The organism is Acidimicrobiales bacterium (assembly GCA_016794585.1).
Taxonomy (GTDB): Bacteria; Actinomycetota; Acidimicrobiia; order Acidimicrobiales; family DATDAH01; genus JAEUJM01.
In genome coordinates this window covers 185,246-209,960 of record JAEUJM010000032.1, presented here as the reverse complement: position 1 = coordinate 209,960, position 24,715 = coordinate 185,246, and the positions used below count along the sequence as shown (strand labels likewise).

The 24,715-nt window shown below is 74.4% G+C and carries 23 protein-coding genes and 1 tRNA gene; 14 read left to right on the top strand and 10 right to left on the bottom strand.

The annotated features are described in order from the left end of the window. Positions 1–36 precede the first annotated feature (36 nt). Positions 37–243 (top strand): hypothetical protein, encoded by a 207-nt coding sequence (locus tag JNK12_17175; GenBank protein MBL8777677.1) that lies wholly within the window; start codon positions 37–39, stop codon positions 241–243. 30 nt (positions 244–273) lie between these two features. Here JNK12_17175 and JNK12_17170 read toward each other — a convergent pair. Continuing rightward, positions 274–363, bottom strand: a tRNA-Ser gene (locus JNK12_17170). 800 nt (positions 364–1,163) lie between these two features. Between JNK12_17170 and JNK12_17165 the strand changes: the two genes are divergently transcribed. The 3 genes from JNK12_17165 (at position 1,164) to JNK12_17155 (ending at position 4,119) form a co-directional block, all read left to right on the top strand. Then, positions 1,164–1,478, top strand: coding sequence for a transglycosylase family protein (locus tag JNK12_17165; protein ID MBL8777676.1), 315 nt, complete (start codon positions 1,164–1,166; stop codon positions 1,476–1,478). Positions 1,479–1,666: 188 nt separating this feature from the next. Further along, entirely contained in the window at positions 1,667–2,884 is a 1,218-nt protein-coding gene (locus JNK12_17160) for a class I SAM-dependent RNA methyltransferase (protein MBL8777675.1), read from the top strand. A gap of 89 nt (positions 2,885–2,973) precedes the next feature. Then, a complete protein-coding gene (locus JNK12_17155; protein MBL8777674.1) occupies positions 2,974–4,119 on the top strand; it encodes a nitronate monooxygenase in 1,146 nt (381 codons plus the stop codon). A 13-nt stretch (positions 4,120–4,132) separates the two neighbouring features. Here JNK12_17155 and JNK12_17150 read toward each other — a convergent pair whose 3' ends face one another. Both JNK12_17150 and JNK12_17145 read right to left on the bottom strand, forming a co-directional pair. After that, positions 4,133–4,741, bottom strand: coding sequence for a class I SAM-dependent methyltransferase (locus JNK12_17150; protein ID MBL8777673.1), 609 nt, complete (start codon positions 4,739–4,741; stop codon positions 4,133–4,135). Positions 4,742–4,773: 32 nt separating this feature from the next. Continuing rightward, entirely contained in the window at positions 4,774–5,067 is a 294-nt protein-coding gene (locus JNK12_17145; GenBank protein ID MBL8777672.1) for a hypothetical protein, read from the bottom strand. A gap of 124 nt (positions 5,068–5,191) precedes the next feature. Here JNK12_17145 and JNK12_17140 point away from each other — a divergent pair, with 124 nt between their 5' ends. From JNK12_17140 to JNK12_17130, 3 genes are all read left to right on the top strand, one after another. Next, positions 5,192–6,271 carry a TIGR03617 family F420-dependent LLM class oxidoreductase gene (locus JNK12_17140; GenBank protein MBL8777671.1) on the top strand — a complete coding sequence of 360 codons (1,080 nt, stop codon included), beginning with the start codon at positions 5,192–5,194 and terminating at the stop codon, positions 6,269–6,271. Continuing rightward, positions 6,268–7,185 (top strand): ribokinase, encoded by a 918-nt coding sequence (locus tag JNK12_17135; protein MBL8777670.1) that lies wholly within the window; start codon positions 6,268–6,270, stop codon positions 7,183–7,185. The genes JNK12_17140 and JNK12_17135 overlap by 4 nt, the downstream gene beginning before the upstream one ends. A 105-nt stretch (positions 7,186–7,290) precedes the next feature. After that, positions 7,291–8,238, top strand: a complete 948-nt coding sequence (locus JNK12_17130; GenBank protein ID MBL8777669.1) for a nucleoside hydrolase — start codon at positions 7,291–7,293, stop codon at positions 8,236–8,238. 28 nt (positions 8,239–8,266) lie between these two features. Here the strand turns inward: JNK12_17130 and JNK12_17125 are convergent, their stop codons facing one another. Beyond that, positions 8,267–9,274 carry a Gfo/Idh/MocA family oxidoreductase gene (locus JNK12_17125; protein ID MBL8777668.1) on the bottom strand — a complete coding sequence of 336 codons (1,008 nt, stop codon included), beginning with the start codon at positions 9,272–9,274 and terminating at the stop codon, positions 8,267–8,269. A 150-nt stretch (positions 9,275–9,424) separates the two neighbouring features. Between JNK12_17125 and JNK12_17120 the strand changes: the two genes are divergently transcribed. After that, on the top strand, positions 9,425–10,375 hold the full coding sequence (locus JNK12_17120) for a hypothetical protein (GenBank protein MBL8777667.1): 951 nt from the start codon (positions 9,425–9,427) through the stop codon (positions 10,373–10,375). 84 nt (positions 10,376–10,459) lie between these two features. Here the strand turns inward: JNK12_17120 and crcB (JNK12_17115) are convergent, their stop codons facing one another. Both crcB (JNK12_17115) and crcB (JNK12_17110) read right to left on the bottom strand, forming a co-directional pair. Beyond that, on the bottom strand, positions 10,460–10,840 hold the full coding sequence (gene crcB, locus JNK12_17115) for a fluoride efflux transporter CrcB (GenBank protein ID MBL8777666.1): 381 nt from the start codon (positions 10,838–10,840) through the stop codon (positions 10,460–10,462). Continuing rightward, positions 10,837–11,379 (bottom strand): fluoride efflux transporter CrcB, encoded by a 543-nt coding sequence (gene crcB, locus JNK12_17110; GenBank protein MBL8777665.1) that lies wholly within the window; start codon positions 11,377–11,379, stop codon positions 10,837–10,839. Before crcB (JNK12_17110) ends, crcB (JNK12_17115) begins: the two co-directional genes overlap by 4 nt. A 74-nt stretch (positions 11,380–11,453) precedes the next feature. Here crcB (JNK12_17110) and JNK12_17105 point away from each other — a divergent pair, with 74 nt between their 5' ends. From JNK12_17105 to JNK12_17080, 6 genes are all read left to right on the top strand, one after another. After that, on the top strand, positions 11,454–12,140 hold the full coding sequence (locus JNK12_17105) for a response regulator transcription factor (GenBank protein ID MBL8777664.1): 687 nt from the start codon (positions 11,454–11,456) through the stop codon (positions 12,138–12,140). Beyond that, positions 12,137–13,537, top strand: coding sequence for a HAMP domain-containing protein (locus JNK12_17100; protein MBL8777663.1), 1,401 nt, complete (start codon positions 12,137–12,139; stop codon positions 13,535–13,537). Before JNK12_17105 ends, JNK12_17100 begins: the two co-directional genes overlap by 4 nt. 81 nt (positions 13,538–13,618) lie before the next feature. Then, positions 13,619–14,116 carry a hypothetical protein gene (locus JNK12_17095; protein ID MBL8777662.1) on the top strand — a complete coding sequence of 166 codons (498 nt, stop codon included), beginning with the start codon at positions 13,619–13,621 and terminating at the stop codon, positions 14,114–14,116. A 189-nt stretch (positions 14,117–14,305) separates the two neighbouring features. Then, the gene (locus tag JNK12_17090; GenBank protein MBL8777661.1) at positions 14,306–15,832 is read left to right on the top strand and encodes a carboxypeptidase regulatory-like domain-containing protein; all 1,527 of its coding nucleotides are present in this window, start codon (positions 14,306–14,308) and stop codon (positions 15,830–15,832) included. A gap of 157 nt (positions 15,833–15,989) precedes the next feature. Next, positions 15,990–17,210, top strand: a complete 1,221-nt coding sequence (locus JNK12_17085; protein MBL8777660.1) for a hypothetical protein — start codon at positions 15,990–15,992, stop codon at positions 17,208–17,210. After that, positions 17,207–17,467: a MoaD/ThiS family protein gene (locus JNK12_17080; protein ID MBL8777659.1), complete on the top strand. Its 261-nt coding sequence runs from the start codon at positions 17,207–17,209 to the stop codon at positions 17,465–17,467. Before JNK12_17085 ends, JNK12_17080 begins: the two co-directional genes overlap by 4 nt. Before the next feature lie 20 nt (positions 17,468–17,487). Here JNK12_17080 and JNK12_17075 read toward each other — a convergent pair whose 3' ends face one another. The 4 genes from JNK12_17075 to JNK12_17060 all read right to left on the bottom strand — a co-directional run bounded on the left by JNK12_17075 (position 17,488) and on the right by JNK12_17060 (position 24,614). Then, positions 17,488–18,996: a hypothetical protein gene (locus JNK12_17075; GenBank protein MBL8777658.1), complete on the bottom strand. Its 1,509-nt coding sequence runs from the start codon at positions 18,994–18,996 to the stop codon at positions 17,488–17,490. Between the two features lie 84 nt (positions 18,997–19,080). Continuing rightward, the gene (locus JNK12_17070) at positions 19,081–22,329 is read right to left on the bottom strand and encodes a PAS domain S-box protein (GenBank protein ID MBL8777657.1); all 3,249 of its coding nucleotides are present in this window, start codon (positions 22,327–22,329) and stop codon (positions 19,081–19,083) included. A gap of 133 nt (positions 22,330–22,462) precedes the next feature. After that, positions 22,463–23,842: an FAD-dependent oxidoreductase gene (locus JNK12_17065; protein ID MBL8777656.1), complete on the bottom strand. Its 1,380-nt coding sequence runs from the start codon at positions 23,840–23,842 to the stop codon at positions 22,463–22,465. A gap of 118 nt (positions 23,843–23,960) precedes the next feature. Beyond that, on the bottom strand, positions 23,961–24,614 hold the full coding sequence (locus JNK12_17060; protein MBL8777655.1) for a hypothetical protein: 654 nt from the start codon (positions 24,612–24,614) through the stop codon (positions 23,961–23,963). Between the last annotated feature and the right edge of the window lie 101 nt (positions 24,615–24,715).

Here is a 24,715-nt window from a genome sequence, read left to right as displayed (position 1 = left end):
GATGCCACTGGCGGGGACACGGACAGCGGCGTGGTGATGGGAGCGGCCGTGCTGCTGCAGCTCTTCCGGGTGGACGTCGAGGCCGGCACCGCCGAACTGGTCGACACCGTCACCGAAGGGCTGCCGTTCGACAACCTCGCCTTCGTCGACGACGGCACCGTCTACTTCTCGAGCTTCGCCACCGCCTCGCTCACCGAGCGCTCCCCAGACGGCACTGTGCGCACCATCCCCCTCGGCGCCTGAGCGCCGGCCCGCACGGAGCGCACGCCGATTTGGCGGAGAGGGTGGGATTCGAACCCACGGTACCCGTAGGCACACTTCCTTAGCAGGGAAGCCCGATCAGCCAGACTCCGGCACCTCTCCTTGTTGCGGCGACGACTCTACACGGCGCCGGCGCTCGCCTGGTCGGAGGTTCCCGCGCGCTTGCCGCCGTACGCACCCTGCTCGCGGGAGTGGCACAAGTCACACCGCTGTATGTTGCAATTCGGTGACGGTCGTGACGATAGTGTGACCAACGAACCAGAGCGCGCTCTGCGCTGCCCGGTGACGCGTGCCCCCGTGGGGTGCCCGCCGGAGCGGCCCACAGCACCCGGTACGCCTCCCCCCACCCCGATTCCTCTTGTCGCGCGCATGCGCCCGGGAGCAGGGCGGGACCGGTGGTGGCGGAACGGAGCGCTCCCCCCGAACAAGGAGCACCGGACATGCCGCAGGAAACGAACGAAGAAGGCGCCGACGCATTGATGCGCCGCAGCACCACGAAGGCTGTGGTGCTGCTCTCGATCCTCATCGGATCGCTCCTCGCCACCGTGGCGAGCCCCGTGATCGCCTCGGCCCAGACGGCCCCCGCCGCCGACGAGGCACCGGCCACCACCTCGACCACAACCGCTCCTTCGACCACGGTTCCCCCCGTGCCCACCACCGTCGTGCCGCCGGCCACCACCGTGACCACCGACGAGCCCGCGGCGGCAGCCCCCCAGGCCGTCGAGCCGACGCTGCCCGCCGCCCTCACCCAGGCCACCACCGAGCGAGCCACCGGCCGCCGCGGTCCCGCCAACCTGAGCGAGGCCACGTACGTGTACACGCCCCGCGAGATCAAGCGGGCGTGGAACAACAGCCACCACGACAAGATCACTCTGGCCAAGGCCACGCAGCTCTCGCGCTACATGAACGCCGTGGTCGCCAACCAGATCCAGCAGTACCTGCTGGCCGTCTACCTCAACGCCGTGGCCGCCTCGGTGCCCAACCAGGCCAACTGGGACCGCGTCGCCGCCTGTGAGTCCGGTGGCAACTGGCACCTCGCCACCGGCAACGGCTTCTACGGCGGCCTCCAGTTCAGCGCCTCCACGTGGCGGGCGACGGGCGGGACCGGCCTCCCCCACCAGCACACCCGCATCGAGCAGATCCGCCGGGCCAACATCTTGAAGGACCGTGCCGGCCTCGGTCAGTGGCCGCACTGCGGTAGCCGCTTCTACGGCTGACCCACCCTCCCGTCGGAGACCACCTCCCCCTCCCTTCGGCCCCCGACCGGCTCGACGGCCCGCCACTTCGGTGGCGGGCCGTCGCCGTTCTCGGCTGCGGTGCCCCGCCGCACCGGCGTGCTCCAGCCCTGCCCCCGGTCGGCGACACGGGTGGTGGGCACGGCGGCGAGCGCGCCTACGGTCGACCCATGGAGACGCCGGCGGGGACGACCGAGGTGACCGCCGAGCGCATGGTGCCGGGCGGCCTCGCCCTGAGCCGAGACGACGACGGCCGTGTGGTGCTCGTCGCCGGCGCCATCCCCGGCGAGCGCGTGGCCGTCGCCACCGAGGTGCGCCGCGGCGCCGTCCACGGCGAGGTGGTCGAGGTGCTCGACCCCTCCCTCGACCGGATCGAGCCGCCCTGCCCATTCGTCGCCCTGGGCTGCGGCGGCTGCGACTGGCAGCACGTCGGCGAGGAGCGCCAGCGGTCCATGCGCCTCGAGATCGTGACCGACGCGCTCCGCCGCATCGGCCGCCTCGACGATCCCGTCGTCCGCCCGGGCCCCCCGATCCCCGCCGAGCGCACCCGCACCACCCTGCGGGTGGCGGTGGTCGACGGGCGACTCGGCCTGCGGGCCGAGGGCAGCCACGAGGTCGTCCCCGTCGACGACTGCCTGGTCGCCCACCCCGCGCTCGCCGACCTGCTGGCCCGAGGGGTGCTCGACCCGGGCCGCGCCCGCGAGCTGACCCTGCGGGTGGCCACCGACCGCTCCGGCGCCGCCACCGACGTCCTCGTCGTGGCCGAGCCCACCGCCAAGGGAGTGCAGGCCCCGGACGACGTCACCGTCATCGGCGCCGACGAGCTCGAGCGGGGCACCCGCCGCTGGCTGACCACCTCGCTGGCCGGTCACGACTTCCGGGTGTCGGCCCGCTCGTTCCTCCAGGTGCGCCCCGAGGGCGCCGCCGCGCTCGTCGCCGTCGCCCGAGATCAGCTCGCCGGCGCCCCCGACGGCCCTTTCGCCGACCTGTACGGCGGCATCGGCCTCTTCGCCGCCACCTGTGCCGGCGACCGGCCGGTGGTGCTGGTGGAGCGCTCCAAGTCGGCCACCGCCGACGCCCGGGTCAACCTCGCCCACCTCGCCGGCGACGTCCGCGTGATCTCGCAGCCCGTCGAAGGCTGGCGCACCAGCCCCGCCGCCGTCGTGGTGGCCGACCCCGCCCGCTCCGGCCTGGGCCGCCAGGGCGTCGAGAAGGTCGTCGCCACCGGCGCCGCCCGGGTGGTGCTCGTGAGCTGCGACGCCGGCTCGCTCGGCCGGGACGCGGCGGCGCTGGTCGCCGCCGGCTACTCCCACGTCGAGTCCGTGGTGCTCGACCTCTTCGGCCACACCGGCCACGTCGAGGTCGTCAGCCGCTTCGATCGGGCCTGACGGGCCGCCGACCCTCGGCTTCGGCCCCCGGCACCGGCCCTCGGCCCACGCCGGTCGAGGCCCCGCCGACCAGGGCGTAGCCTGCGCGCATGCGCACCGCCGTCACCGAGATGCTCGGCATCGACGTCCCCGTCCTCGCCTTCAGCCACTGCCGCGACGTCGTGGCCGAGGTCTCGAAGGCCGGGGGCCTGGGCGTGCTGGGCGCCGTGGCCCACACCCCCGAGGCCCTCGAGATCGACCTGAACTGGATCGAGGAGCAGATCGGCGACAAGCCCTACGGCGTCGACCTCATCATCCCCGCCAAGTACGCGGGCGACGACCAGGGCGGGTTCGCCCTCGCCGACATCGCCGCGCTCATCCCCGCCGAGCACAAGGCCTTCGTGGACGACATCCTCGCCCGCTACGAGGTCCCCGAGCCCCCCGCCGACGACGAGGGCCCCGGCCGCGCCGGCTGGCAGACCAGCGGCGGCGACGCCCCCTTCTCGGCCAACCGGGCCGGGCCGCAGCTCGAGATCGCGCTCGCCCACCGCACCTCGCTGGTGGCCAACGCCCTCGGTCCGCCGCCCCCCGAGATGATCGACCAGGTGAAGGGCGCCGGCCGGATCGTGGCGGCCCTCGCGGGCCGGGGCGTGCACGCCGAGCGCCACGTCGCCGCCGGCGTCGACCTCATCGTGGCGCAGGGCTCGGAGGCGGGCGGCCACACGGGCGAGATCGGCTCGATGGTGCTCATCCCCGAGGTGGTCGACGCGGTGGCGCCCGTCCCGGTGCTCGGCGCCGGCGGCATCGGCCGGGGCCGCCAGATGGCCGCGGCCATGGCCCTCGGCGCCCAGGGCGTCTGGTGCGGGTCGGTCTGGCTCACCACCGCCGAGGCCGAGACCCATCCCGTCGTGAAGTCCAAGATGCTGGCGGCCACGTCGGCCGACACGCTGCGCTCCCGCTCGCTCACCGGCAAGCCCGCCCGCATGCTGCGCTCGTCGTGGACCGACGAGTGGGACCGCCCCGACACGCCCGACCCGCTGGGTATGCCGCTCCAGCCCATCCTCACCGCGCAGGCGCAGTACCGCATCAACCGCGCCGCCGAGCGCCACCCCGGCGCCGAGAAGCTGGCCAACTACTTCGTGGGCCAGGTGGTCGGCACCATGAACGTGTCCAAGACGTCCCGCCAGGTCGTGTTCGACATGGTCGAGGAGTTCATCGAATCCGTCGAGGCCCTGGCGGCGCAGCTCGAGGACTGATCTGGGCGGGCCGTCAGCGCCGGCGGGCGACGACCAGGGTGTCGAGGGCGACGTGCTCGCCGTCGTCCTTCTCGACGAGTCGGCCGACGACCGTGGCCACCACCGGGGTGAGACCGGGGTCGGCGGCGGCGATGGCGGCGACGGACTCGTCGACGTCGTAGAGCACGTCGGGGTCCTGTGGGCCGCCGTAGCCCCGCTCGAGGTTGGTGCGGTCGTGGGCCACGATCAACAAGGTGCCGCCGGGGGCGACGCCGGCCGCCGCCGTCGCGATGACGCCGAGGCGCTCGTCGGTCGGCAGTTGGAGGTACGAGAGCACGACCAGGTCCCACGCCTGCGCCCCGACCTCATGAGTGAGGGCGTCGGCGACGACCGTGGTGACGGTGACGCCGTGGTCGGCCGCCAGGCGCTCGGCCTTGGCCATCCCCGCGGCGGAGAAGTCGACGGCCGTGGCGTCCCAGCCCCGGGTTGCCAGCCACACGGTGTTGCGGCCCTCGCCGGCGCCGAGGTCCAGCGCCCGGCCCGGCACGAGGGGCAGCACCTGTTCGGCCACGAACCGGTTCGGCTCGATGGCCCAGACGTAGTCGGCGCCCTCATAGCGGCGGTCCCAGTCGGTGGCGTCCATGTCGCTCCTCTCCCCCGTCTCGTCGTCCGGCCTCAGGCCGGAGGTCGGGCGGGCAAGCCAGCGGCGGCCCGCACCGCCTGCTCAGCCACGGTCAGGTCGGCACCGGTGCGCTTGACGTGCTCGAGCACGGCCTTGGCCAGCCCCACGTCGCCGCCCTTGGCGGCCAGATCGACGAGGTCGGCGTCGACCCTGGTCTGCCCGGCGGGTGCCGGTCGCAACGGGGCGAGGTCGGAGAACAGCCGGCGGGACAGCTCGTCCACCCGCTCCTCGAGCGCCGCGAGACGGGCCTCGAGCACCCCCGGATCCACGCCACCGACGTCGCTCACGCCGGCGACGGTAGCGGAGCGCTCCCGCCGCGACGGAAGCATCCGATGCGCTCCCCGACCCGAACTGGCCCGCTCGACCTCGGTCCTGGCGCTCCGCCTCCGGTGAGGACGCGAGACTGCCGTCGTGCGCCTCGCGACGACCGTGCCCACGGGCGACCCCCGCGGCTCGGGCGCGCTGTTCGCCGAGCTCGAGGCGCTGGGCTACGACACCGCCTTCTCGTTCGAGTCGAAGCACGACCCGTTCCTGCCCCTCGCGCTCGCCTCGACCACGACGTCGACCCTGCGCCTCGGCACCGCGGTGGCCATCGGCTTCGCCCGCAACCCCATGGTGCTGGCCAACGTCGCCTACGACCTCCAGGTCATCACCGAGGGCCGCTTCGTCCTCGGCATCGGCTCGCAGGTGCGGCCCCACATCGAGCACCGGTTCAGCGAGACGTGGTCGCACCCGGCCGCTCGCATGGCCGAGATGGTCCGGGCCATCAAGGCGATCTGGGCCACGTGGGAGGGCGAGGGCCCGCTGGACTTCCGGGGGCGCTTCTACGACCACACCATCATGATCCCGGCCTTCGACCCCGGCCCGAACCCCTTCGGCCCGCCGCCCGTGTTCACCGGGGGCTTCGGGCCGAAGATGACCGAGGTGGCCGGCGAGGTCGCCGACGGCTTCATCGTGCACCCCTTCCACACTCCCGAGTCGCTGCGCGCTGCGACCCTGCCGGCGCTGGAACGGGGCCTCGACCGCTCGGGCCGCTCCCTCGACGACTTCGAGGTCGTGCTCGTGACCATGGTCGTCACCTGGGACGAGGGCGATGGTGACGCCGAGGCCCGGGCGCGCGCGTCGCTCGCCGACCAGCTCGCCTTCTACGGCTCGACACCGGCGTACCTCCCGACCCTCGCCGCCCACGGCTGGGAGGGGCTGCACCCCGAGCTGAACCGGCTCTCCAAGGAGGGGCGCTGGTCCGAGATGAGCGCACTGATCCCCGACGCCCTGATGGAGGCGGTGGCCGTGGTCGGTCCCCGGCCGGCGATCGCGGAGCGCCTCGCCGAGCGGGCGGCCGGCGTGGAACTGCCCCGGGCGACGGTCAGCCTCGTCAACAACCGTCACCCCGACCCCGGCCACTTCGGCGACATCGTCGCCGACCTGCGCGGCCTCGGCCTCGGCCTCGGTGACGGGCTCGATCAGGCGCCGGGAGCGTCGGACGCATGACGGCCGGAGGCGTCGTCGTCCTCGGCAGCGTGAACGTGGACGTCACCGTCGTGCTCGACCGGCTGCCGCGCGCCGGCGAGACCGTGAGCGGCGGGGTGCTGCGACGCGACCACGGCGGCAAGGGCGGCAACCAGGCCGTGGCCGCGGCCCGGGCGGGCGCCGCGGTGCGCTTCGTGGGCGCGGTGGGGCGCGATGCCGACGGCGACGACGTGCTGGCGGTGCTGGCCGGTGACGGCGTGGACGTGTCGGCGGTGCGCCGGGTCGAGGCGGCCACAGGCACGGCGCTCATCTGCGTCGACGCCGCCGGCGAGAACCAGATCGCCGTGGCCCCCGGCGCCAACCGCCACGCGTCCGCGGAGGGTCTCGACCTCGCCGGCGTCGACGTGGTGGTGGCCCAACTCGAGGCACCGCTCGACGCCGTGGCGGCGCTGTTCGAGCGGGCCCGGGCGGCTGGGGCCCGCACCGTGTTGAACGCCGCTCCCGTCCACTCCGGCCAGGAGGACGCCATCCGCGCCGCCCTCGGCATCGTCGACGTCCTCGTGGTGAACGAGGGCGAGCTCGACGCCCTGCACCCGAACACCGGGCCCGTGGCCGAGCGAGCCGCCGCACTCGCCGGCCCGGGGGCCGTGCTGGTCAGCCGGGGCGCTGCCGGCGTCGTGTGGGCGGCGGCGGGACACGACCCTGTCGAGGTCGCCGGCCACCGGGTCGACGCCGTCGACACCGTCGGAGCCGGCGACGCCCTCTGCGGCGCCCTCGCCGCCGGTCTGGCCCTCGGCCTGGACGACGAGACCGCGGTGCGCCGCGCCAACGCCGCCGGCGCGCTCGCGGCCACCCGGCCCGGCGCCCGCTCGTCGCCGACGGCGGCCGAGGTGGACGCGCTCCTGGCCGGCGACGGCACGGTCACGGCGCCATGACACGCGCACAACCCGCGTTCCGGGTACTCGTATGTCTCGTGGACGACACATACGAGTACCCAGAACGAATGGGGTGGACCGATGGCGAGCGCGGAGGGCAGGACCGTGGGTGAGCGGCCGGCGGTGATCCTCGACTGCGATCCGGGCCACGACGACACCGTCGCCCTGGTGGTGGCTGCCGCCTTCACCGACCTGGTGGCGGTGACGACGGTGAGCGGGAACGCCCCGCTGGCCGACGTCACCCGCAACGCCCTCGCCGTCACCGAGCTGTTCGCCATCGACGTCCCCGTGCACGCCGGAAGCCCACGGCCCCTCGTGGCGCCGGCCCGCCACGCGCCGGCGGTCCACGGCGAGACCGGCCTCGGTGGCACCTTGCTGCCGGCGCCCACCCGGACGGTCGCCGCCGCGCACGCCGTCGAGGTGCTGCTGGACGCCACCCGGGCCCGGCCCGGCTGCTGGCTCGTGCCCGTCGGGCCCCTGACCAACATCGCCTTGGCCCTGCGCCTCGACCCGACCCTGCTCGACCGCATCGCCGGCATCTCGCTCATGGGCGGCGGCGACCGCACCGGCAACGTCACGCCCACGGCCGAGTTCAACGTCTGGGCCGACCCGGAGGCCGCCGCCATCGTGTTCGAGGCCGGGGCGCAGGTCCCGTTCCGCATGGCCGGCCTCGACGTCACCCACCAGGTGCGCATGACCGCCGCCGACGGCGACGCCCTGCGCGCCACGGGCACCACCCGCGGGGCCTTCCTGGCCGACCTGCTCGCCTACTACGGCCGCCACGGCCGGGCCGCGACCCCGGGCGCCGCCCCCGGCAGCCCGATGCACGACCCCCTCGCCGTACTCGCCGTGACCCACCCCCACCTGTTCACCCACACCCACCGGCCCGTCCATGTCGAGCTGGTCGGCGGCAGCCGGGGCACGACCGTGGTCGACACCCGGGACCACGCCCCCGCCGACGCCGCCTCCTGCGACGTGGCCGAGGCCGTCGACGCCGACGCCGTGCGCGCCCTCATCCTCGACACCCTCCTGGCCGCCTGCACCCCCGCCTGACCGCCCCTCGGCATGCCGGGACGAGCGATCAGGGGACGGGGGTGGGCTGGTTCGGCTCCCGGCCGGCGGCCCGGTAGATCGCGTCGATGACGGCCATGTTGGCGATGGCGTCGTCCACCCCGGTGGGGAAGGGAGCGCCCTCGCGCACCGCGGCCACGAACGCGGCGAGCTGGTGGGAGTAGGTGGTGCCCGGCCAGGGCTTCTCGACCCGCTTGCCGGCGGCGGTGTGCACCGCGAGGCGGCCGAGCAGCGGCGGCATGAGGGGGTTGCGGGCCTTGAGCACGCCGTCGGAACCCTCGACCCGGAGCCAGATGGCCGCCACCCGCCGCGACCACATCGAGCAGGTGATCGCGCCGGTGGGCCCGTCGGGGAAAACCAGCTGGGCCCGCGTGGCCCGGTCCACCCCTCCCCAGCCCTCGTCGCTCTCGGCCGACACCACCTCGGGCTCACCGAATCCCGCCGCCCCGGCCACGGTCCGCACCCAGTGGACCGGGTAGCAGCCGGCGTCCATCAGGGCGCCACCGGCGAGGGGCACGGACCAGCGGATGTCGCCCTTGCGGGGCAGGGGGAAGCAGAAGGCGCCCGCGACGTGGCGCAGCTCGCCGAGCTCGCCGCTGCCCACGATCTCGAGGAGGCGGGCGGTCATGGGGTGGTAGCGCCAGTGGAAGGCCTCCATCAGCACCCGGTCGGTGCCCCGCGCCATGTCGGCCACGGCACGGGCCTCGTCGGCATTGGCGGTGAACGGCTTCTCGCAGAGGACGTGCTTGCCCGCGTCGAGCGCGGCCACGGTCCAGTGCCCGTGCAGGCCGTTGGGCAGCGGGTTGTAGACCGCATCGATCTCCGGGTCGGCCAGGAGCGCCTCGTAGGAGTCGTGCACCCGGGGGATCCCGTGCTTGGTGGCGAACGCGTCGGCCCGGGCCCGGTCCCGTGCGGCGACGGCCACCACCTCGGCGTCGGGTGACGCCGCCGCGGGCTTGGTCAACGCGTTGGGGGCGATGGCGGCGGCGCCGAGGACACCGAAGCGGAGTGCGGGCATCGCACGAGCATCGCGCCCGGGCGGCGCTCGTGCCCCGGAGACGCCGTCGGGCCGGGCGCAGGGGCGCACGACCGGAGCACGACCGGCGGACAGTGATGTACACCGGTGGCGCTTTCCGCAGCGACCGAACGATGAGTAGCGTCACCGCCCGTGTCACCACAACGGGCCCTGAACGCGCGCGAGGGCGGCGCCGGCGTTCACCGGGGGACGCGGGCCGCCGCGGGCGTGCTGGCCGCGCTGGCCCTCGTGAGCCTGGCGACCGGCTGCGGCAGCGGTGACGAGAGCGCGGGGGTCGACCCCGAGACCGGCGCCACCACCACCGTCGTCGCCATCGACGTGCCCAAGGGCTCGGTGCCCCGGGTGCTGTGCAAGGACGAGGTCACCGAGGACCAGACCGTGCCCACCGGCATCGAGGTGCTCGTCACCAACCTCGTCCGTCAGGCCTCCCTCGCCGACGCCGAGCCCTACGGCGAGTTCGTGGTCCGCTGCGACAACACCGGCGTCACCACCATCGAGGCACCGGCGGCGTTCGGCGACGTGGAACCCACGCCCTCGGGCCCCCCGCAGACGACCATCCGGGTTGCCACCGACTTCGGCGCGCCCATCGAGTCGGCGCCCGTCATCAACTTCTTCGCCGCCCCCGTCGGCGGGTCGCAGTACCCGACGCTCCCGGGCTTCACCACGTTGATCCAGCAGTCGGCCGACGGCTCGCTCTCCTCGGGCACGCGCGACCCCCGGGAGGGCACCACCATCGCCGACGACTGCCAGGCCCTGCCCGTCCGCGACCTCGCCACCGGGCAGTACACGGGCAAGGCCCAGTTCTTCGTCAACTGCGGCGACGACCAGCGGGCGTGGGTGCTCGTGGCCGCGGCCCCCAACAACGGCGACCCCTACTTCATCCAGATGGTGGCGCAGGCCCGCGACAGCGCCGACGCCGAGGCCATCGGCCGGGCGCTGGCCACCATGTCGGTGGACACCGCCACCCTGGCGGCGTTCACCGCGTCGTTCGAGGCGGCCGCCGACGCCGCCGCGCAGCAGGCCGCCACCACCGTCCCGTCGGAGACCGCTCCGCCCGCGACCGACACCACCGCCGCTCCCTGATCGGCTCGGATCGCATCCGACCGGACGACCCCTTCTTCGCCCCTGGCTGACGGCGGTGGGGCGTCGCCCGGCACCCGGCGCGAGTCAGCCCAGCAGGTAGACCGCGGTCATGCCCGCGGCCGCCGCGGCGAGACCGGCCGCGAGCGAGCCCCCGACGTTCACCAGGGCCTGCAACCACTCACCCTCCTCCAGGAGGCGGACGGTCTCCCAGGAGAAGGTGGAGAAGGTGGTGAAGGCGCCGCACAGCCCGGTCGCCAGCCAGAGGCGGGGGGCGCCGCCGAAGTCGTGGTGCACGACGAGGCCGGTGATCACACCCAACGCGAACGAGCCGAGGACGTTCACCACGAGGGTCCCCCAGGGGAACGACCCGGCGCTGCGGTCCTGGACGAAGCCGTCCACCAGGTACCGGGCCGGGGCCCCGACGGCACCGGCGACGGCGACGCCCACCACCGCGACGAGGCTCACGACGCCGGTCCCGCGACGGGCACCAGGCGCCCACCGACCATGCCGACCGCGGTGGCGGCGAGGCCCACCACCAGGCTGGCCACCACGTAGGCGGCGGCGACGTCGAGGTGGCCGTTGTCCACGAGCAGGTCGGTCTCGACCACGAAGGTGGAGAACGTTGTGAACGACCCGAGGAAGCCGGTGGCGACGAAGGGCCGGAGGTGGCTCGACGACGGGAACCGATGGAGGACGGCGACGAGGACGAAGCCCAGGGCCAGGCTGCCCGTCACGTTCGTCCAGAACGTGGCCCACGGAAACCCGCTCGCGCTCGGCCCGAACTGCTCGGCGACGGCGTAGCGCGCGAGCGCGCCGAACACCCCGCCCAGGGCGATGGCGGCGAGCACCGAGGGGGCCCGGCGCCGAGGGGCCGGGCCCGAGCGGGCGACCGGTCGGTGCGAGGCCGACGGCTCGGAGACGTCGGCCGGGTCGAGATCGGGATCGATGGGGAGGGACCCCTCGCCCCGGCCCGCCCCACGGCCCTGTCGGCGACCTCGCTCCACCCGGCCATCGTGGCACCTTCGACCCCGAGCGACGATCTTCGGAAGTTCTCAAGGTGGGGTGTCACCATGCGGAGGTGCGCGTGCTGCTGGTGGACGACGACCCGGGCATCCTGCTCTCGGTCCGCCGCGCCCTCGAGTTCGAGGGGTACACCGTTCCCACCGCCACGGACGGCGTCGCCGCCCTCGCCGCGATCGCCGCCGACCGGCCCGACGCGGTGGTGCTCGACGTCACCATGCCCCGCCTCGACGGCCTCGCGGTCTGCCGCGAGCTCCGGGGCCGTGGCGACCGGACCCCCATCCTCGTGCTCACCGCCCGTCACGCCGTGGCCGACCGCGTGGCCGGCCTCGACGCCGGCGCCGACGACTACCTCGTGAAGCCCTTCGCCCTCGAGGAGCTGCTGGCCCGGGTGCGGGCGCTGCTTCGGCGACAGGGCGACAACGGTGCCGAGACGGGCGGCGAGCAGCTCGTGCTCGCCGACCTCGTGATGGACGTGGGCGCCCACCAGGTCCGACGAGCGGGACACCTCGTCGAGCTGACCCGCACCGAGTGGTCGCTCCTCGAACTGCTCCTGCGCAACGCGGGACAGGTGCTCACCCGCGAGGTGATCTCGGATCGGGTGTGGGGCTACGACTTCGGGACGGCGAGCTCGCTCGACGTCTACATCGGGTACCTGCGCCGCAAGACCGAGGAGCACGGCGGCCCCCGCCTCCTCCAGACCGTGCGGGGCGTGGGCTTCGTGGCCCGGGAGCAGCCCGGATGACGCTGCGGGCCCGTCTGGCGGTCGTGGTCGCGGGCGCCGTCGCCGCCGCCGTCGTGGTCACCGTCGGCGTCGCCTGGCTCGCCACCCACCACCGCCTCCGGGCCGACATCGACGACGCCCTGGCCTCCCGGGCAGAGGGGGTCGCCGAGCTGGCCACCGTGACGGAGTACGTGCAGCGGACCTCACCGGCGCGCGGCACCACCCGACCCCGCCCCCAACGGGAGGTCCCCGGCATCCGGGTCGCGCTCCTCCAGGACCTCTCCGTGCAGCTGGTGGGGGTCGACGGGCGGGTGACGACGCTGGCCGGCGCCGAGCTGCCCGTGCGACCCGTCGACCTCGCCGCCGCCACCGAGGGCGAGGGCTCGTTCGTGCGCAACGCCCGCGTGGACGGCGACCACTTCCGGGTCGCCACCCAGGCCGTCGAGGGAGGCGGCGCCGTGCAGATCGGCCGTGACGTCACCGGGACCGATCGCACCCTGCGGTCCCTGGCGTTCGTGCTGACCACGACGGCCGCGATCGGCGTGCTGGCGGCCACGCTCATCGGCCTGCTGGTGGCCAAGCGGGCGCTGCGGCCGATCGACCGGTTGAGCGAAGCGGCCGAGCGGGTCGCCCGCGACCAGGACCTCACGGCGCCCCTGCCCGCTCGCGCGACCCCCGACGAGGTGGGGCGCCTGACCACCAGCTTCAACACCATGCTGGCGGCGCTGGCGGCGTCGCGGGCTCAGCAGCAGCGCCTGGTCACCGACGCCAGCCACGAGCTGCGCACGCCGCTGACCAGCCTGCGCACGACCATCGAGCTGTTGCGGCGGGCCGACCGGTCGCCCGACGAGGCGCTCCCGGCCGAGCAGCGCGACGAGCTGTACGACCACGCCCTCGACGAGCTCAGCGAGCTGACCCACCTGTCCAGCGAGCTGGTCGAGCTGGCCACCGACGCCCGCAGCGCCGCCGGGGTCCGCACGACGGTGGACCTCGGCGACGTCGCGGGGGCGGTGGCGGCCCGCGCCCGGCGGCGCACGGGGCAGGTCATCGAGGTCTCGACGGACGCGAGCACCGTCCTCGGCGACGCCGCCGCGCTCGAACGGGCCGTCACCAACCTGGTCGACAACGCCTGCAAGTGGAACCCCGTCGGGACCGCCATCGAGGTGACGGTGCACGCCGGCACCGTGGCGGTGCGCGACCACGGCCCCGGGGTGCCCCCCGACGAGCGCGAGCGGGTGTTCGAGCGCTTCGCCCGCGGACGCGACGCGCAGTCCGTGCCGGGCTCCGGGCTCGGGCTCGCCATCGTCGGCCAGGTCGCCGCGGACCACGGGGGCCGGGCCTGGATCGAGGCGCCCGCCGACGGGGGCCCCGGCACGGTCGCCACCCTCGCGCTCTCACCCGATTCTCAAGCTTCTTGAGGGCGTTCCCTCAAGGTCGTCCTCGACGCTGAAGGGGTGGTCACGTCGGCCACGCCGTCACCCCGAACAAGGAGCACCACCATGTCCCTCCCCTCCACTCCCCACCGGTCCCCCACCGGCGCGGCGCGGCGGCTCGGCCTCGTCGCCGCACTCGCCCTCGCCGCCGTCGCCCTGGTCGCCGGGCTGTTCGCCCTCCCGGCGGGCGCGCAGACCGACACCGAGGCCGCCAACGGGCGGGGCGGCCGAGCCCGCCTCACCGACGAGCAGCGCCAGTGCCTCGCCGACCAGGGCGTCGAGCGCCCGCCGCTCGGCCAGCGCCCGTCCGACGAGCAGATCCAGGCCGCCAAGGACGCCGCCGAGGCGTGCGGCATCGAGCTGCCGATCGGTCGCCGGGGCCCCGCGCGACGGTTCCTCCGCAACCTGACCGACGAGCAGCGGCAGTGCCTCCAGGACCAGGGCCTCGAACGGCCGGCCCGCGGCGAGCGCCCCACCGACGAGCAGCGTCAGGCATTCCGCGACGCCGCCGCGGCCTGCGACATCGAACTGCCCGACCGCCCCGCCACGACCACGACCGACTGACCCGACCGGTCGTCCCTCCACGGGCGCCCGTCCCGACGCTGCGGCGGCGGGGCGGGCGCCCGTCGCGCCCCGCCGCCAGGCGGCGCACCCGCCGGTGGGTAGCGTGGCGCGGTGACCGGGGGCGGTGCAGGCCGGGAGGCCAGGGCAGGGCGCGCGACATCGCGCACCGGTCGACGCGGGCAGCGAGCGGTGCTGATCGCAATCCTCCTCGCCGGCGCCGTGCTCGCCGTCGCCGTGATCGCCGACCGGTCCCCGGGGTCGACCACCGCCCCCACCTCGACCCCGGCCACCGTGCACTTCGCGGTGGTCGGCGACATGGGCTCGAACAACAGCCACGAGGCCGCCGTCGCCGCGATGGTGGCGGCCGACGACCCCGACTTCGTGGCCACGGTCGGCGACAACGCGTACGGGTCGGCCGGCCAGGACGTCGCCGTCGGGCAGTACTACCACTCGTTCATCGGCGGCTACAGCGGCGCCTACGGCGCCGGCAGCGCCACCAACCGCTTCTTCCCCGCGCTCGGCAACCACGACATCAGCGACGGCGGGGGCCTCGCCGACTACCTGGCCTCGTACACGCTCCCCGGGGCCGGCACCACGTCCCTGCGACCCTCCGGGAACGAGCGCTACTACGACGTGGTGCAGGGGCCGGTGCACCTGTTCTTCGTCAACAGCGACCCCTCCGAGCCGGCGGGCCGCTCCGCCTCGTCCGCCCAGGCCACGTGGCTGCGCAACGGGTTGGCCGCGTCACCCTCGCCGTGGAACGTGGTCGTGTTCCACCACGCTGCGTTCTCCTCGTCGAACGGCCATGGCAGCAACACCACCCTCCAGTGGCCGTTCGAGGCGTGGGGGGCCGACCTCGTCCTCAACGGCCACGACCACACCTACGAGCGCATCGTCCGGGACGACGACACCGACGGCACCACGCTGACGTACGTGGTCGACGGGCTCGGCGGCCAGTCGCCGTACGGCTTCACGACGCCGGTCGCCGGCAGCCAGGTGCGCTACAACGCCGATTACGGCGCCCTCTTCGTCGACGCCAGCGCCACCTCGCTCACCGGCGCCTTCCGCACCGTGGGCGGCGCCACCGTCGACACCTTCACCCTCACGGCACCGACCCGCGCGCACGTGGTGGGGACCGTGACCGATGCGCACGGCGACCCCCTGGTCGGCGCGATGGTGCACGCCATCGACTACCGGGCCGACCCGCCGATCCTGCTCGGCGACCTCACCGACGCCGCCGGCGCCTACGACCTCTCGGTGCCGGCCCCCGACCGGTACGCGATCGGCGTGCTCGACCCCTCCGCGGCGAACGCCTTCGAGTACCACCAGGACGACCCCTCCATCGACCCGGCCGACGACGTGGTGGTCGCGCCCGGCGACACCGTCACGGTGGACGTCGCGCTCGGGGGCTCCCCGATCGCCCCCGGGGCCATCACCGGCAGCGTCACGGACGCCACCGGGCCCGTCGCGGGCGCGTGGGTGATGTCCATGACCGCGGGAGGGACGCCGTCGCGGGCCACCACCACCGACGCCGCCGGGCACTACACCCTCACCGGCCTGGCCGCCGGCGAGTACCGGCTGGCCGTCGTCGACCCGTCGGGCGATCGCCGCTGGGAGTACTTCGACGACGCCGGCAGCTGGCCCGACGCCGACCCCCTGACGGTCACGGCGGGGACGGGCGCCACCGCGGACGTCGTGCTCGCGCCGGCACCCTGACCCCGTCCGTCTCCGGGGCCCCGGGCGCTCGGTCGCGATGAGTCCGGACGGCCTCGCCCGTCTTCCCGACATGGCTCCCGACGCTCCCGACGCACCGATTGCGCCCGATCCCCCGACCCCCGGCAGGGCCGAGGGCGACGACCTAGCCTCCGGGGCCATGTCGACGCCGACGACCGTGTCCACCGGGGCCGAGTGGGAGGCGCTCGGCGAGCACGCCGACGCCACCCCCGTGCCGTCGGAGCGCCCACCCGAGGGGCCCGTGCTCGTCGTCGGCACCCGCAAGGGGCTGTGGCTCCTCGGCGCCGACGCCGACCGGTCCGCGGACGGCTGGCAGGTCAAGGGCCCCCTCCTGCTCGGCAACGTGGTCCAGCACGCGATGGTGGACCCGCGCGACCGCACCACCCTGCTGGTGGCCTCCCGCACGGGCCACCTCGGTCCCACCGTGTTCCGCACGACGGACCTCGGGCGCACCTTCACCGAGGCCTCACGGCCGCCGGCGTTCACCACGGGCGACCGCCTCGAGCGCAGCGTGCGCTCGGTGTTCTGGCTCACCCCCGGCCACGCCGACGAGCCCGGCACCTGGTACGCGGGCGCCTCCCCCCAGGGCCTGTTCCGCAGCGACGACGACGGCGACACCTGGGCACCGGTGGACGGCTGGAACGACCACCCGATGTGGGAGACGTGGTGCGAGTGGCCCGAGGAGAACACCCCGGACGGCTCGATGCTCCACTCCGTGCTGGTCGACCCGCGGGACCCGCAGCACCTCTACCTCGGCCTCTCGTCGGGTGGCGTCTTCGAGTCGACCGACGGTGGCGCCGACTGGGCGCCGCTGAACCAGGGGTGCCTCGCCCTCTTCGCACCGGTGCCCGACCCCGAGTACGGCCACGACCCGCACTGCGTGCGCCTCCACCCCCTCGCCCCGGACCGCCTCTACCAGCAGAACCACTGCGGCATCTACCGGATGGACCGTCCCGAGGGCCGCTGGCACCGGGTGGGCGACAACATGCCCGAGGCCGTCGGCGACATCGGCTTCCCCATCGAGCTCCACCCGCGCGACCCGGACACCGCGTGGGTGTTCCCGATGGACGGCACCGACGTCTGGCCGCGCACCAGCCCGGGGGGCCGGCCCGCGGTGTACCGCACCGGCGACGCCGGGGAGTCCTGGAGCCGACTCGACCTCGGCCTGCCCGCCCGCGGCTGGTTCACGGTGAAGCGCCAGGCCATGGGGGTGGACGCCATGGACCCGGTGGGCGTGTACTTCGGGACCACCAGCGGCGAGCTCTGGGCCAGCGGCGACGACGGCACCACCTGGGCGCCCGTCCTCGCCCACCTGCCCGAGGTGTACTCGCTCGAGGTGGCCGACCCGCTCGAGCGATGAGGGTGCGCATCCCCACTCCGTTGCGGTCCTACACCGCACAGGCCGCGAACGTGGAGGCCGAGGGCGCCACGGTCGCCGAGGTGCTGGCCGACCTCGACCGCCAGTTCCCCGGCCTGCGCTTCCGCGTGGTCGACGAGCAGGGCCGCCTCCGCCAGCACATGAAGGTGTTCGTCAACGAGGACGTCGTCCGGGACCTGACCACACCGCTCGACCCCGCCGACGAGGTGACGCTGATGCAAGCGCTCTCCGGCGGCTGACCACACGGGCGGCGCCGTCGTCAGCCCTCGAGCCCGATCCCCTCGGCGGCGCCGGAGGCGGCCGGGAACTCGCCCGACCACTCGTCGCCGGGCGCCCACGGGTCGCTCCCGACGGTCCAGTCGGGTCGCTTGCGCTCCTGGGCGCCGTCGAGCACGGCGCGGCCCTCATCGTCGAACCCCGCGAGCGGCGCGACCGGGTACGGCTCGCCGCCGGGAGCGTCGCCGTGGACGTGCGCGTCGAGGGCGCCGGGGAAGTGGCGGAGCACGCTCTCGACCACCACCTGGTGCTGGCTGGCAAGCGAGCAGCGCGCCTCGAGACCGACGGTGGCGGTGCGGTCGGCCAGGGCGACGAGGTCCAACTCGGTGGCGGCGGAGGTGCGGACCCGCAGCAGGGTGTCGGCGATGGCCAGCCCGTCCTCCTTGCACGGGGTGCACTGCCCGCACGACTCCACCGCGAGGAAGCGCGACACGCCCTCGGCCACGGCGGCGAGGTCGTCGCGCTCGTCGAACACCACGAAGCCGGCCGATCCGAGACCGGCGCCGGCGCCGGCCAGACCCTCGAACGACACGGGCGTGTCGAGGCGGTCCGCCGGGAGCAGCGGGTTGGCCACGCCGGAGAGCACGGCCACGGCCCGGTCGGCGGTGCCGTCGCCGCCGATGGTGTCGAGTACGACCCGCAGCGGCGTTCCCATGGGGAACGCGCCGACGCCGTGTCGGTCCGCGGCGCCGGTGACCGTGCACACGACGGTGCCCGGCGACTCGGGCGTGCCGACGTCGCGGTACCAGTCGGGCCCCTCGAGCACGATCCCGGCGACGTTGGCGAAGGTCTCGACGTTGTTCACCAGGGTCGGCGCGGCGGCGGTGCGCTCGCCTGTCCCCGCCATGGGGACCCGGCCCGAGGAGTGGGCGTCCATCGGGGTGTCGAGCCCGTGTCGGTACGGCGGAGCGACCCGAGGGAACGGGCCCCGTCCGCCGAGCACCTCGAGCAGCCCCGTCTCCTCGCCGAACAGGTAGGCGGCGGGGCCCTCGACCACCTCGAGGGCGACCCCGTCGGCCCATCCGGCGGCGCGGACCTCGGCGATGGCCGACCGCACGCGTGCCAACTCCTCCGAGAACGAGGCCTTGGCCGCCACGACAACGGTGTCGGCGCCGACCACGCCGGCGGCGACGAGGGCACCCTCGAGCACGGCGAAGGGGTTGGCGCGAAGGATGGCCCGGTCCTTGAACGTGCCGGGCTCACCTTCGGCCGCATTGACCACGACCGTGGCCGACAGGTCAGCCGACCGGTTGGCGGCGACCGTCGCCCACTTCGTGGCGGTCGGGAAGCCGGCGCCGCCGCGCCCGCGGAGTCCACTTGCCGCGAGTGCCCCCAGCACGGCGTCACCTCCGGCTCGTCGGGCGGCGTCGAGGCCCGCCCCGCCCCCGGCGGCGACGTGGTCGTCAAGGGTGGGCACCGGTCGGGCCGGATCGACTCCCCGCACGAACTCGGGGTCGAGCCCCGGGACCACCACGCCAGGTCGCGTCGCCATCACTGCCTCCTCACGGCCGGCGCCGGGCGCGGGCCGACGATCGTCGGTGACCTGCCCCTACCCCGAGCGGGGCACGACCCGACCTCAGCCGTGCTCGAGGAGGCGGTCGGCGGTGGCCGCGGCGACCGGCGCCGACCAGAGGTAGCCCTGGGCGTGGTCGCAACCGAGGCGCCGCAGTGCGGCGAGCTGACCGGGGGTCTCGACCCCCTCGGCCACGGCGGTCATGCCGAGGGAGTGGGCGAGGTCGATCATCGAGCCCACGATGGCCTCGTCGGCGCCGTTGGACCCGAGTCCGGAGACGAAGGCCCGATCGAGCTTGAGGATCCCGACGGGGAAGCGCCGCAGGTAGAGCAACGAGGAGTAGCCCGTCCCGAAGTCGTCGACCGCGAGCGTGACACCGAGGTCGTGGAGCTCGTGCAGGGACGCGGCCGCCGCCGCCGAGTCCGCCATCAACATGCTCTCGGTGATCTCGAGGCACAGCGCGGACGCGGGCAGGTCGTGACGCCGGAGGATGGCGTCGACGATCTCGGCCACCCCGGGCTCGGTCAGCTGGCGCCCCGACAGGTTCACGGCCATGGTCAGGTGCTCGTGGCGCGGTCGGCGCCGCCAGGCGGCCACCTGGGCACAGGCCTGGTCGAGCACCAGCTCCCCGAGGGGCGAGATGAGCCCGGTCTCCTCGGCGACGCCGATGAACTCGCCGGGCTCGATGACCCCCCGGGCGGGGTGGTGCCACCGCACGAGCGCCTCGAAGCCGACGATGCCGCCGGCGCCGACCGCGGCCAGGTCACGCACGGGCTGGTAGTGGGCCTGGAGGTGCTCGTGGGCCAGCGCCGTGCGCAGCTCGTCCTCCAGGTCGAGGCGCCGGCGGGCCCGCTCGCGGAGCAGCGTCGTGAACACCTCGATGCGGCCGCCGCCGGCGGCCTTCGCCTGGTACATGGCGACGTCGGCGTCGCGGAGGAGGTCCTCGGCCTCGACGGCGGACGACTCGGCGTGGGCGATGCCGATGCTCACGTCCACCCGGTGCACACGGGTGCCGAGGACGAAGGGCTCCTCCAGCACCGAGAAGATTCGCTCGGCGACCTCGACCGCCTCCGCCTGGTGCTCGAGGTCCTGGCACAGGACGACGAACTCGTCGCCCCCGAGTCGGGCCACGGTGTCGTCCGGGCGGACCGAGGTCCGCAAGCGGTCGGCGAGGGCCACGAGGAGGTTGTCGCCGGTGCGGTGGCCGAGGCTGTCGTTGACCACCTTGAAGCGGTCGACGTCGATGAACAGCACCGCGGCGCCCCGTCCCCGGCGCCCGATCGCAGAGATGGCCGTCGCCAGGCGATCGGCGAGCAGCGTCCGGTTGGGAAGGCCGGTGAGCTGGTCGGTGAGGGCCCGTTCGGTGAGCTCGGTCTCGTGGGCGCGGCGCTCGGTGATGTCGCGCACGAAGGCCCGGACCTCGGTCTGTCCGCCTTGGCGCACGGTGACCATGGACACCTCCACCGGGAACAGCCATCCCGAACGGTGGCGAGCGGTCACCTCCATGCGCTCGGGGATGAGCAGCTCGTCGTCGCCGCCCTCCGGGAGCAGGGCGGCCAGGTGCGCGCGGTACAGCGCACGATCGCCCTCGGGGAACAGGTGGTCGACCAGGCTGGTGCCCACCACCTCGGCGGCCGCCCAGCCGAACATCTCCGCCGCCGCCGGGTTCCAGTCGGTGATCAGGCCGCTCGGGTCCGCACCCACGAACGCGTCGCTCGACGCCTCGACGATCCGGCGATAGACCTCGGCGGCCTCCGAGCGCAGCTCCTGGTGGCGGCGCTGCTCGGCGACGTCGGTCGAGATGCCCCGGATGGCCACCGTGCGACCCGACGCATCGCGCACGAACTCGCCCTGCGTGCGCATCCACGCCTCGCCCCCGTGCTTCTCGACCCGGTACTCGACCGCGAACCCGTCGGGCGCGCCCTCATGGCCTTCCTCGGTGGCCGCCGCGAGGAAGAGGTCGAGGTCGTCGGCGTGGACGCGACTGATGAACTCCTCGAGGGTGGCCTCGGGGGGGAGGTCGGGCGAGGTGCCGAACACCGCGCTCAGGTTGTCGGCCACCGTGTACGCACCGGTGTCGAGGTCGATCTCCCACGCCGCCATGCCCCCCGCCTCGAGCGTGCGGGTGAGGCGCTCCTGCTGCTCGGCGATGGTGCGGGCCGCCTCCGCGGTGGCGGTGACGTCCTCGATCTGGCCGATGGCGTGCAGCGGCTCGCCCTCGGCCGTCCGCACGAGGGTCACCGTGAGACGCCCGACCAGGACACTGCCGTCCCGACGGCGGTAGCGCTTCTCGAGCTGGTAGTCGCTGATCTCACCCACGGAGAGGCGCTCGAGGAGCTCGAGGTCGGTGGCGATGTCCTCCGGGTGGGTGATGTCCTCGACGGTGCGACCCTCGAGCTCCTTCGCGTCGTACCCGAGCAGCCGGCACAGCGCGGTGTTGGCCCGCTGGATCCGGCCATCGAGGCCGACGATGGCCCCGCCGAGCGGGCCCTGGTCGAACACCTGGCGGAAGCGCTCTTCCTGCGCGCGGAGGGCGGCGAGGCTCGCCTGGCGTTCGGTGGCGTCGGCCACCATGGCCAACGCGCCGAGGTGGACACCATGGTCGTCGCGCAGCGAGCTGGCCACCAGGTCGACCGGGACCTCGGTCCCGTCCCCTCGGATCAGGGAGGTCTCGAACTGGGCGGAGTCTCCCCGACGGAGCTCGCCGAGCACCCGCCGCACGCCGGCGTGGTTCTCCGGGCGGACGAAGTCGAACACCGTGGAGACGGCCAGCTCGTCGGGCCCGACGCCGAGCAGCACCCCGAGGCGCCGGTTGGCGAACGTCGTGCGCCCGTCGGGATCGAGCATCCAGATCCCCTCGAGGGAGGTGTCGACGATGCCGCGGTACCGGGCCTCCCGCTCGGCGAGCGCCTGGGTGGCCGCGAGCGCCTCGGTACTGTCGTGGGCGATCCCGAGCAGCCCCACCACGACGCCGTCCTCGTCGCACACCGGCGAGTTCATGACGTGGGCGGGGAAGGTCGAGCCGTCCTTGCGGCAGAGGGTGAAGTGACCGGCGTACGGGGTGCCCGACAGGGCCTCCCCCCGCAACCGGGCCGCGTGGTCCCGGATCGGCTCCGGGACGATCAGCTCGGAGACCGGCCGCCCGACCGCCTCCCCCGCGGACCAGCCGTAGAGCGCCTCCGCGGCACCGGTCCACCAGGTGACGCGCCCGTCGAGGTCCGTGGCGATCAGTGCCTGGGGCAGCGCGGCGAGCAGTTGCGCCGGTGTCGGCGCCGTCGTCCTCGTCGTGGGCAGCATGGTGGTGGGCAGCACGGTTCCCGTCCGTCGTCGTCCTCGCCGCCCCCTTTCGACTCTGTCGGCCCCGTTGACCTCCGTCTCAAGCTGCGGCACGCCCTCCCGGCGGCAATTGATCCGTTTGCATCAATCGGGCCCGCCCCGCCCGCGGTCAGGCCAGACGGACGTCCTGTCGAGCCAGTTCGGCCTGCAACGCACCGAGGTCCACGTCGCTCACGTCCACCCCGGAGCGCACGGCCAGCGCCGCGGCCACGCCGGCGCCTTGGCCGGTGACCGCGCAGCAGGCCATGTTGCGGGTGGCGGCATGGCTCAGTGCGTCACCCCCGGTGGCCCGGCCGGCGACGAGCAGACCGCGCACCCCGGTGGGTAGGAGGCAGCGGTACGGCACCTGGAAGTACCGGCCGGTCGTGGGCAGGATGAGCACGCCGTAGCCGTCGATGAACTCGGGGAAGATGCCGATGCTGTCGTCGAAGCGACCCTCGTGGCGCACGTCGTCCTCGGTGAGGTCGTAGCGGGCCTCGATCTTGCGGGTGTCACGGATGCCCACGGTCATGCCGAAGTTGCGGAGGCGGGCGTCCTCGCATCCGGGCGTGTAGCGGCGTAGCGCCTCGATGGCGAGCAGCGCCTGGCGCCGGCCCTCCATCTCGGTGCGGGTGAGGTCGTCGGGGTCGGTGCCGTCGCAGGCGTCGAGGTGCAACACGTTGAGGTAGGTGAGCTCGCCCGAGTCGTGCATCGCCCCCCAGGTGCCGGCGATGGTGGTCAGGTCGGCGGGCAGCAGGCCATCGGCGATGGCCCGGTCGAACGGCTTCTTGAGGAAGGGCGAGAAGAGGCCGTCCTCCTTGCCGCTCGTCTCGATGGACCAGGCGTCGGGCCCGCTCCAGTCGGCGTAGGTCTGGGGGTCGGCGGCCACCCCCTCGAGGAAGCGGCGCTTGTCCACCCCGGCGAGGTGGAACATGACCGAGGCCGCCATCATCTCCTCGCGGGGCGTGCGCCGCGTGGGGGCGCCGGCCCGGTGGGCGACGTCGGCGTCGCCGGTGGCGTCGATGACCACCCGCGCGGCGATCGCCTCGCGCCCGGCCTTGGACTCGACGATGATCCCCGCGACGACGTCGCCGTCCAGGATCGGCGCGGCGAAGGCCCGGTGGAGCATCGGGCGAACGCCAGCCTCCTCGACGAGGCGGTCGGCCACCACCTTGAAGCCCTCGGAGTCGAGCTCGTAGGACTGCGACTGGCTCTCGGGCACAGCGGCGCCCATGGCCGCGGCGCGCGCCTCGAACTCGGCGGCCAGCCCGCCGGCCTCCACCGTGCGCTCGTGGCGGTACCAGGCGAACCCCTCGACCCCGACGGCGGTGATGTTGCCCCCGAAGCAGCCGAAGCGCTCGACCAGGGCGACGTCGGCGCCGGCACGGGCGGCGGCCAGCGCGGCGGACAGCCCGCCCGGCCCGGACCCCACCACGACGACGTCGGCCTCGGCGACGACCGGCACCTCCCGCGCCGGCTCGGTGATCGTGCGGATCGCGCGGGTGCCCACCCCCGGATGGTAGGTGCCGTACGCAGCGCCCCGGCTGGCGCAACGCCTCGTTCCGGGTACTCCCCCGTGCGGTCCAGAACAGAGGGGAGTACCCGGAAGGCGCCGACCCCGGCGCGCGTCAGGCCGCGGCAGACACCTCAGCGGGCGCCGCCCGCCACATCACGACTGACACGCCGACGAACCACACGACGAAGGGCAGCCAGGAGGCGTAGAGGGTGGCCTCCACCCACGCCGCGTCCGTGGCGAAGCCGGCGGTGGAGAGCAGGGAGATCGCGGCCATCACGGCGCCGACCACCACGAGCCAGGTCGGGAGGGACCGTCGCTCGCGGGCACCGGCGCTCACCCCGAGGGCCAGCAGTGCGATGCCGAGCTGGCTGGCGAAGTTCGCCATGTCCGTCAGCGTGCCGGCGAAGAGGACGGTCCCCGGGTCGAGGTCCTCGAGCTGGAGCGCCGTCGCGCTCACGATCGCGCCGATCAGCAGCCAGGAGACGGCGACCACCGCCATGCCCACCGTCGCGACCGGGGCCCACGGCGCGGAGTCCCCGCCCGTCCACACGTGGGCGCGGACCGCGCCGAACCACACGGTGGCGGCGGCGATGGCCAAGGCGAAGAGCAGGCTCATGGCCTGGAGCCCCCCCGTGTTGTCGGCGAAGTGCTCGACGACCTCCGCCGGCGTCGCGTCGAGACCGGGGGGCGGCGGCGCCAGTCCCAGCGTGGCGAAGCTGAGGACGATGAAGAGGATGCCGGCAGCGGCACCGATGCGTTGGCTCATGGGTTCCCTCCTGGGATCGGGCCCGGTTGTCGGGCGACGACGCTCAGGGGACCACCGGCGACGGGCCCGTTGGTATCCACGGGCGATACCAACGGCGATAC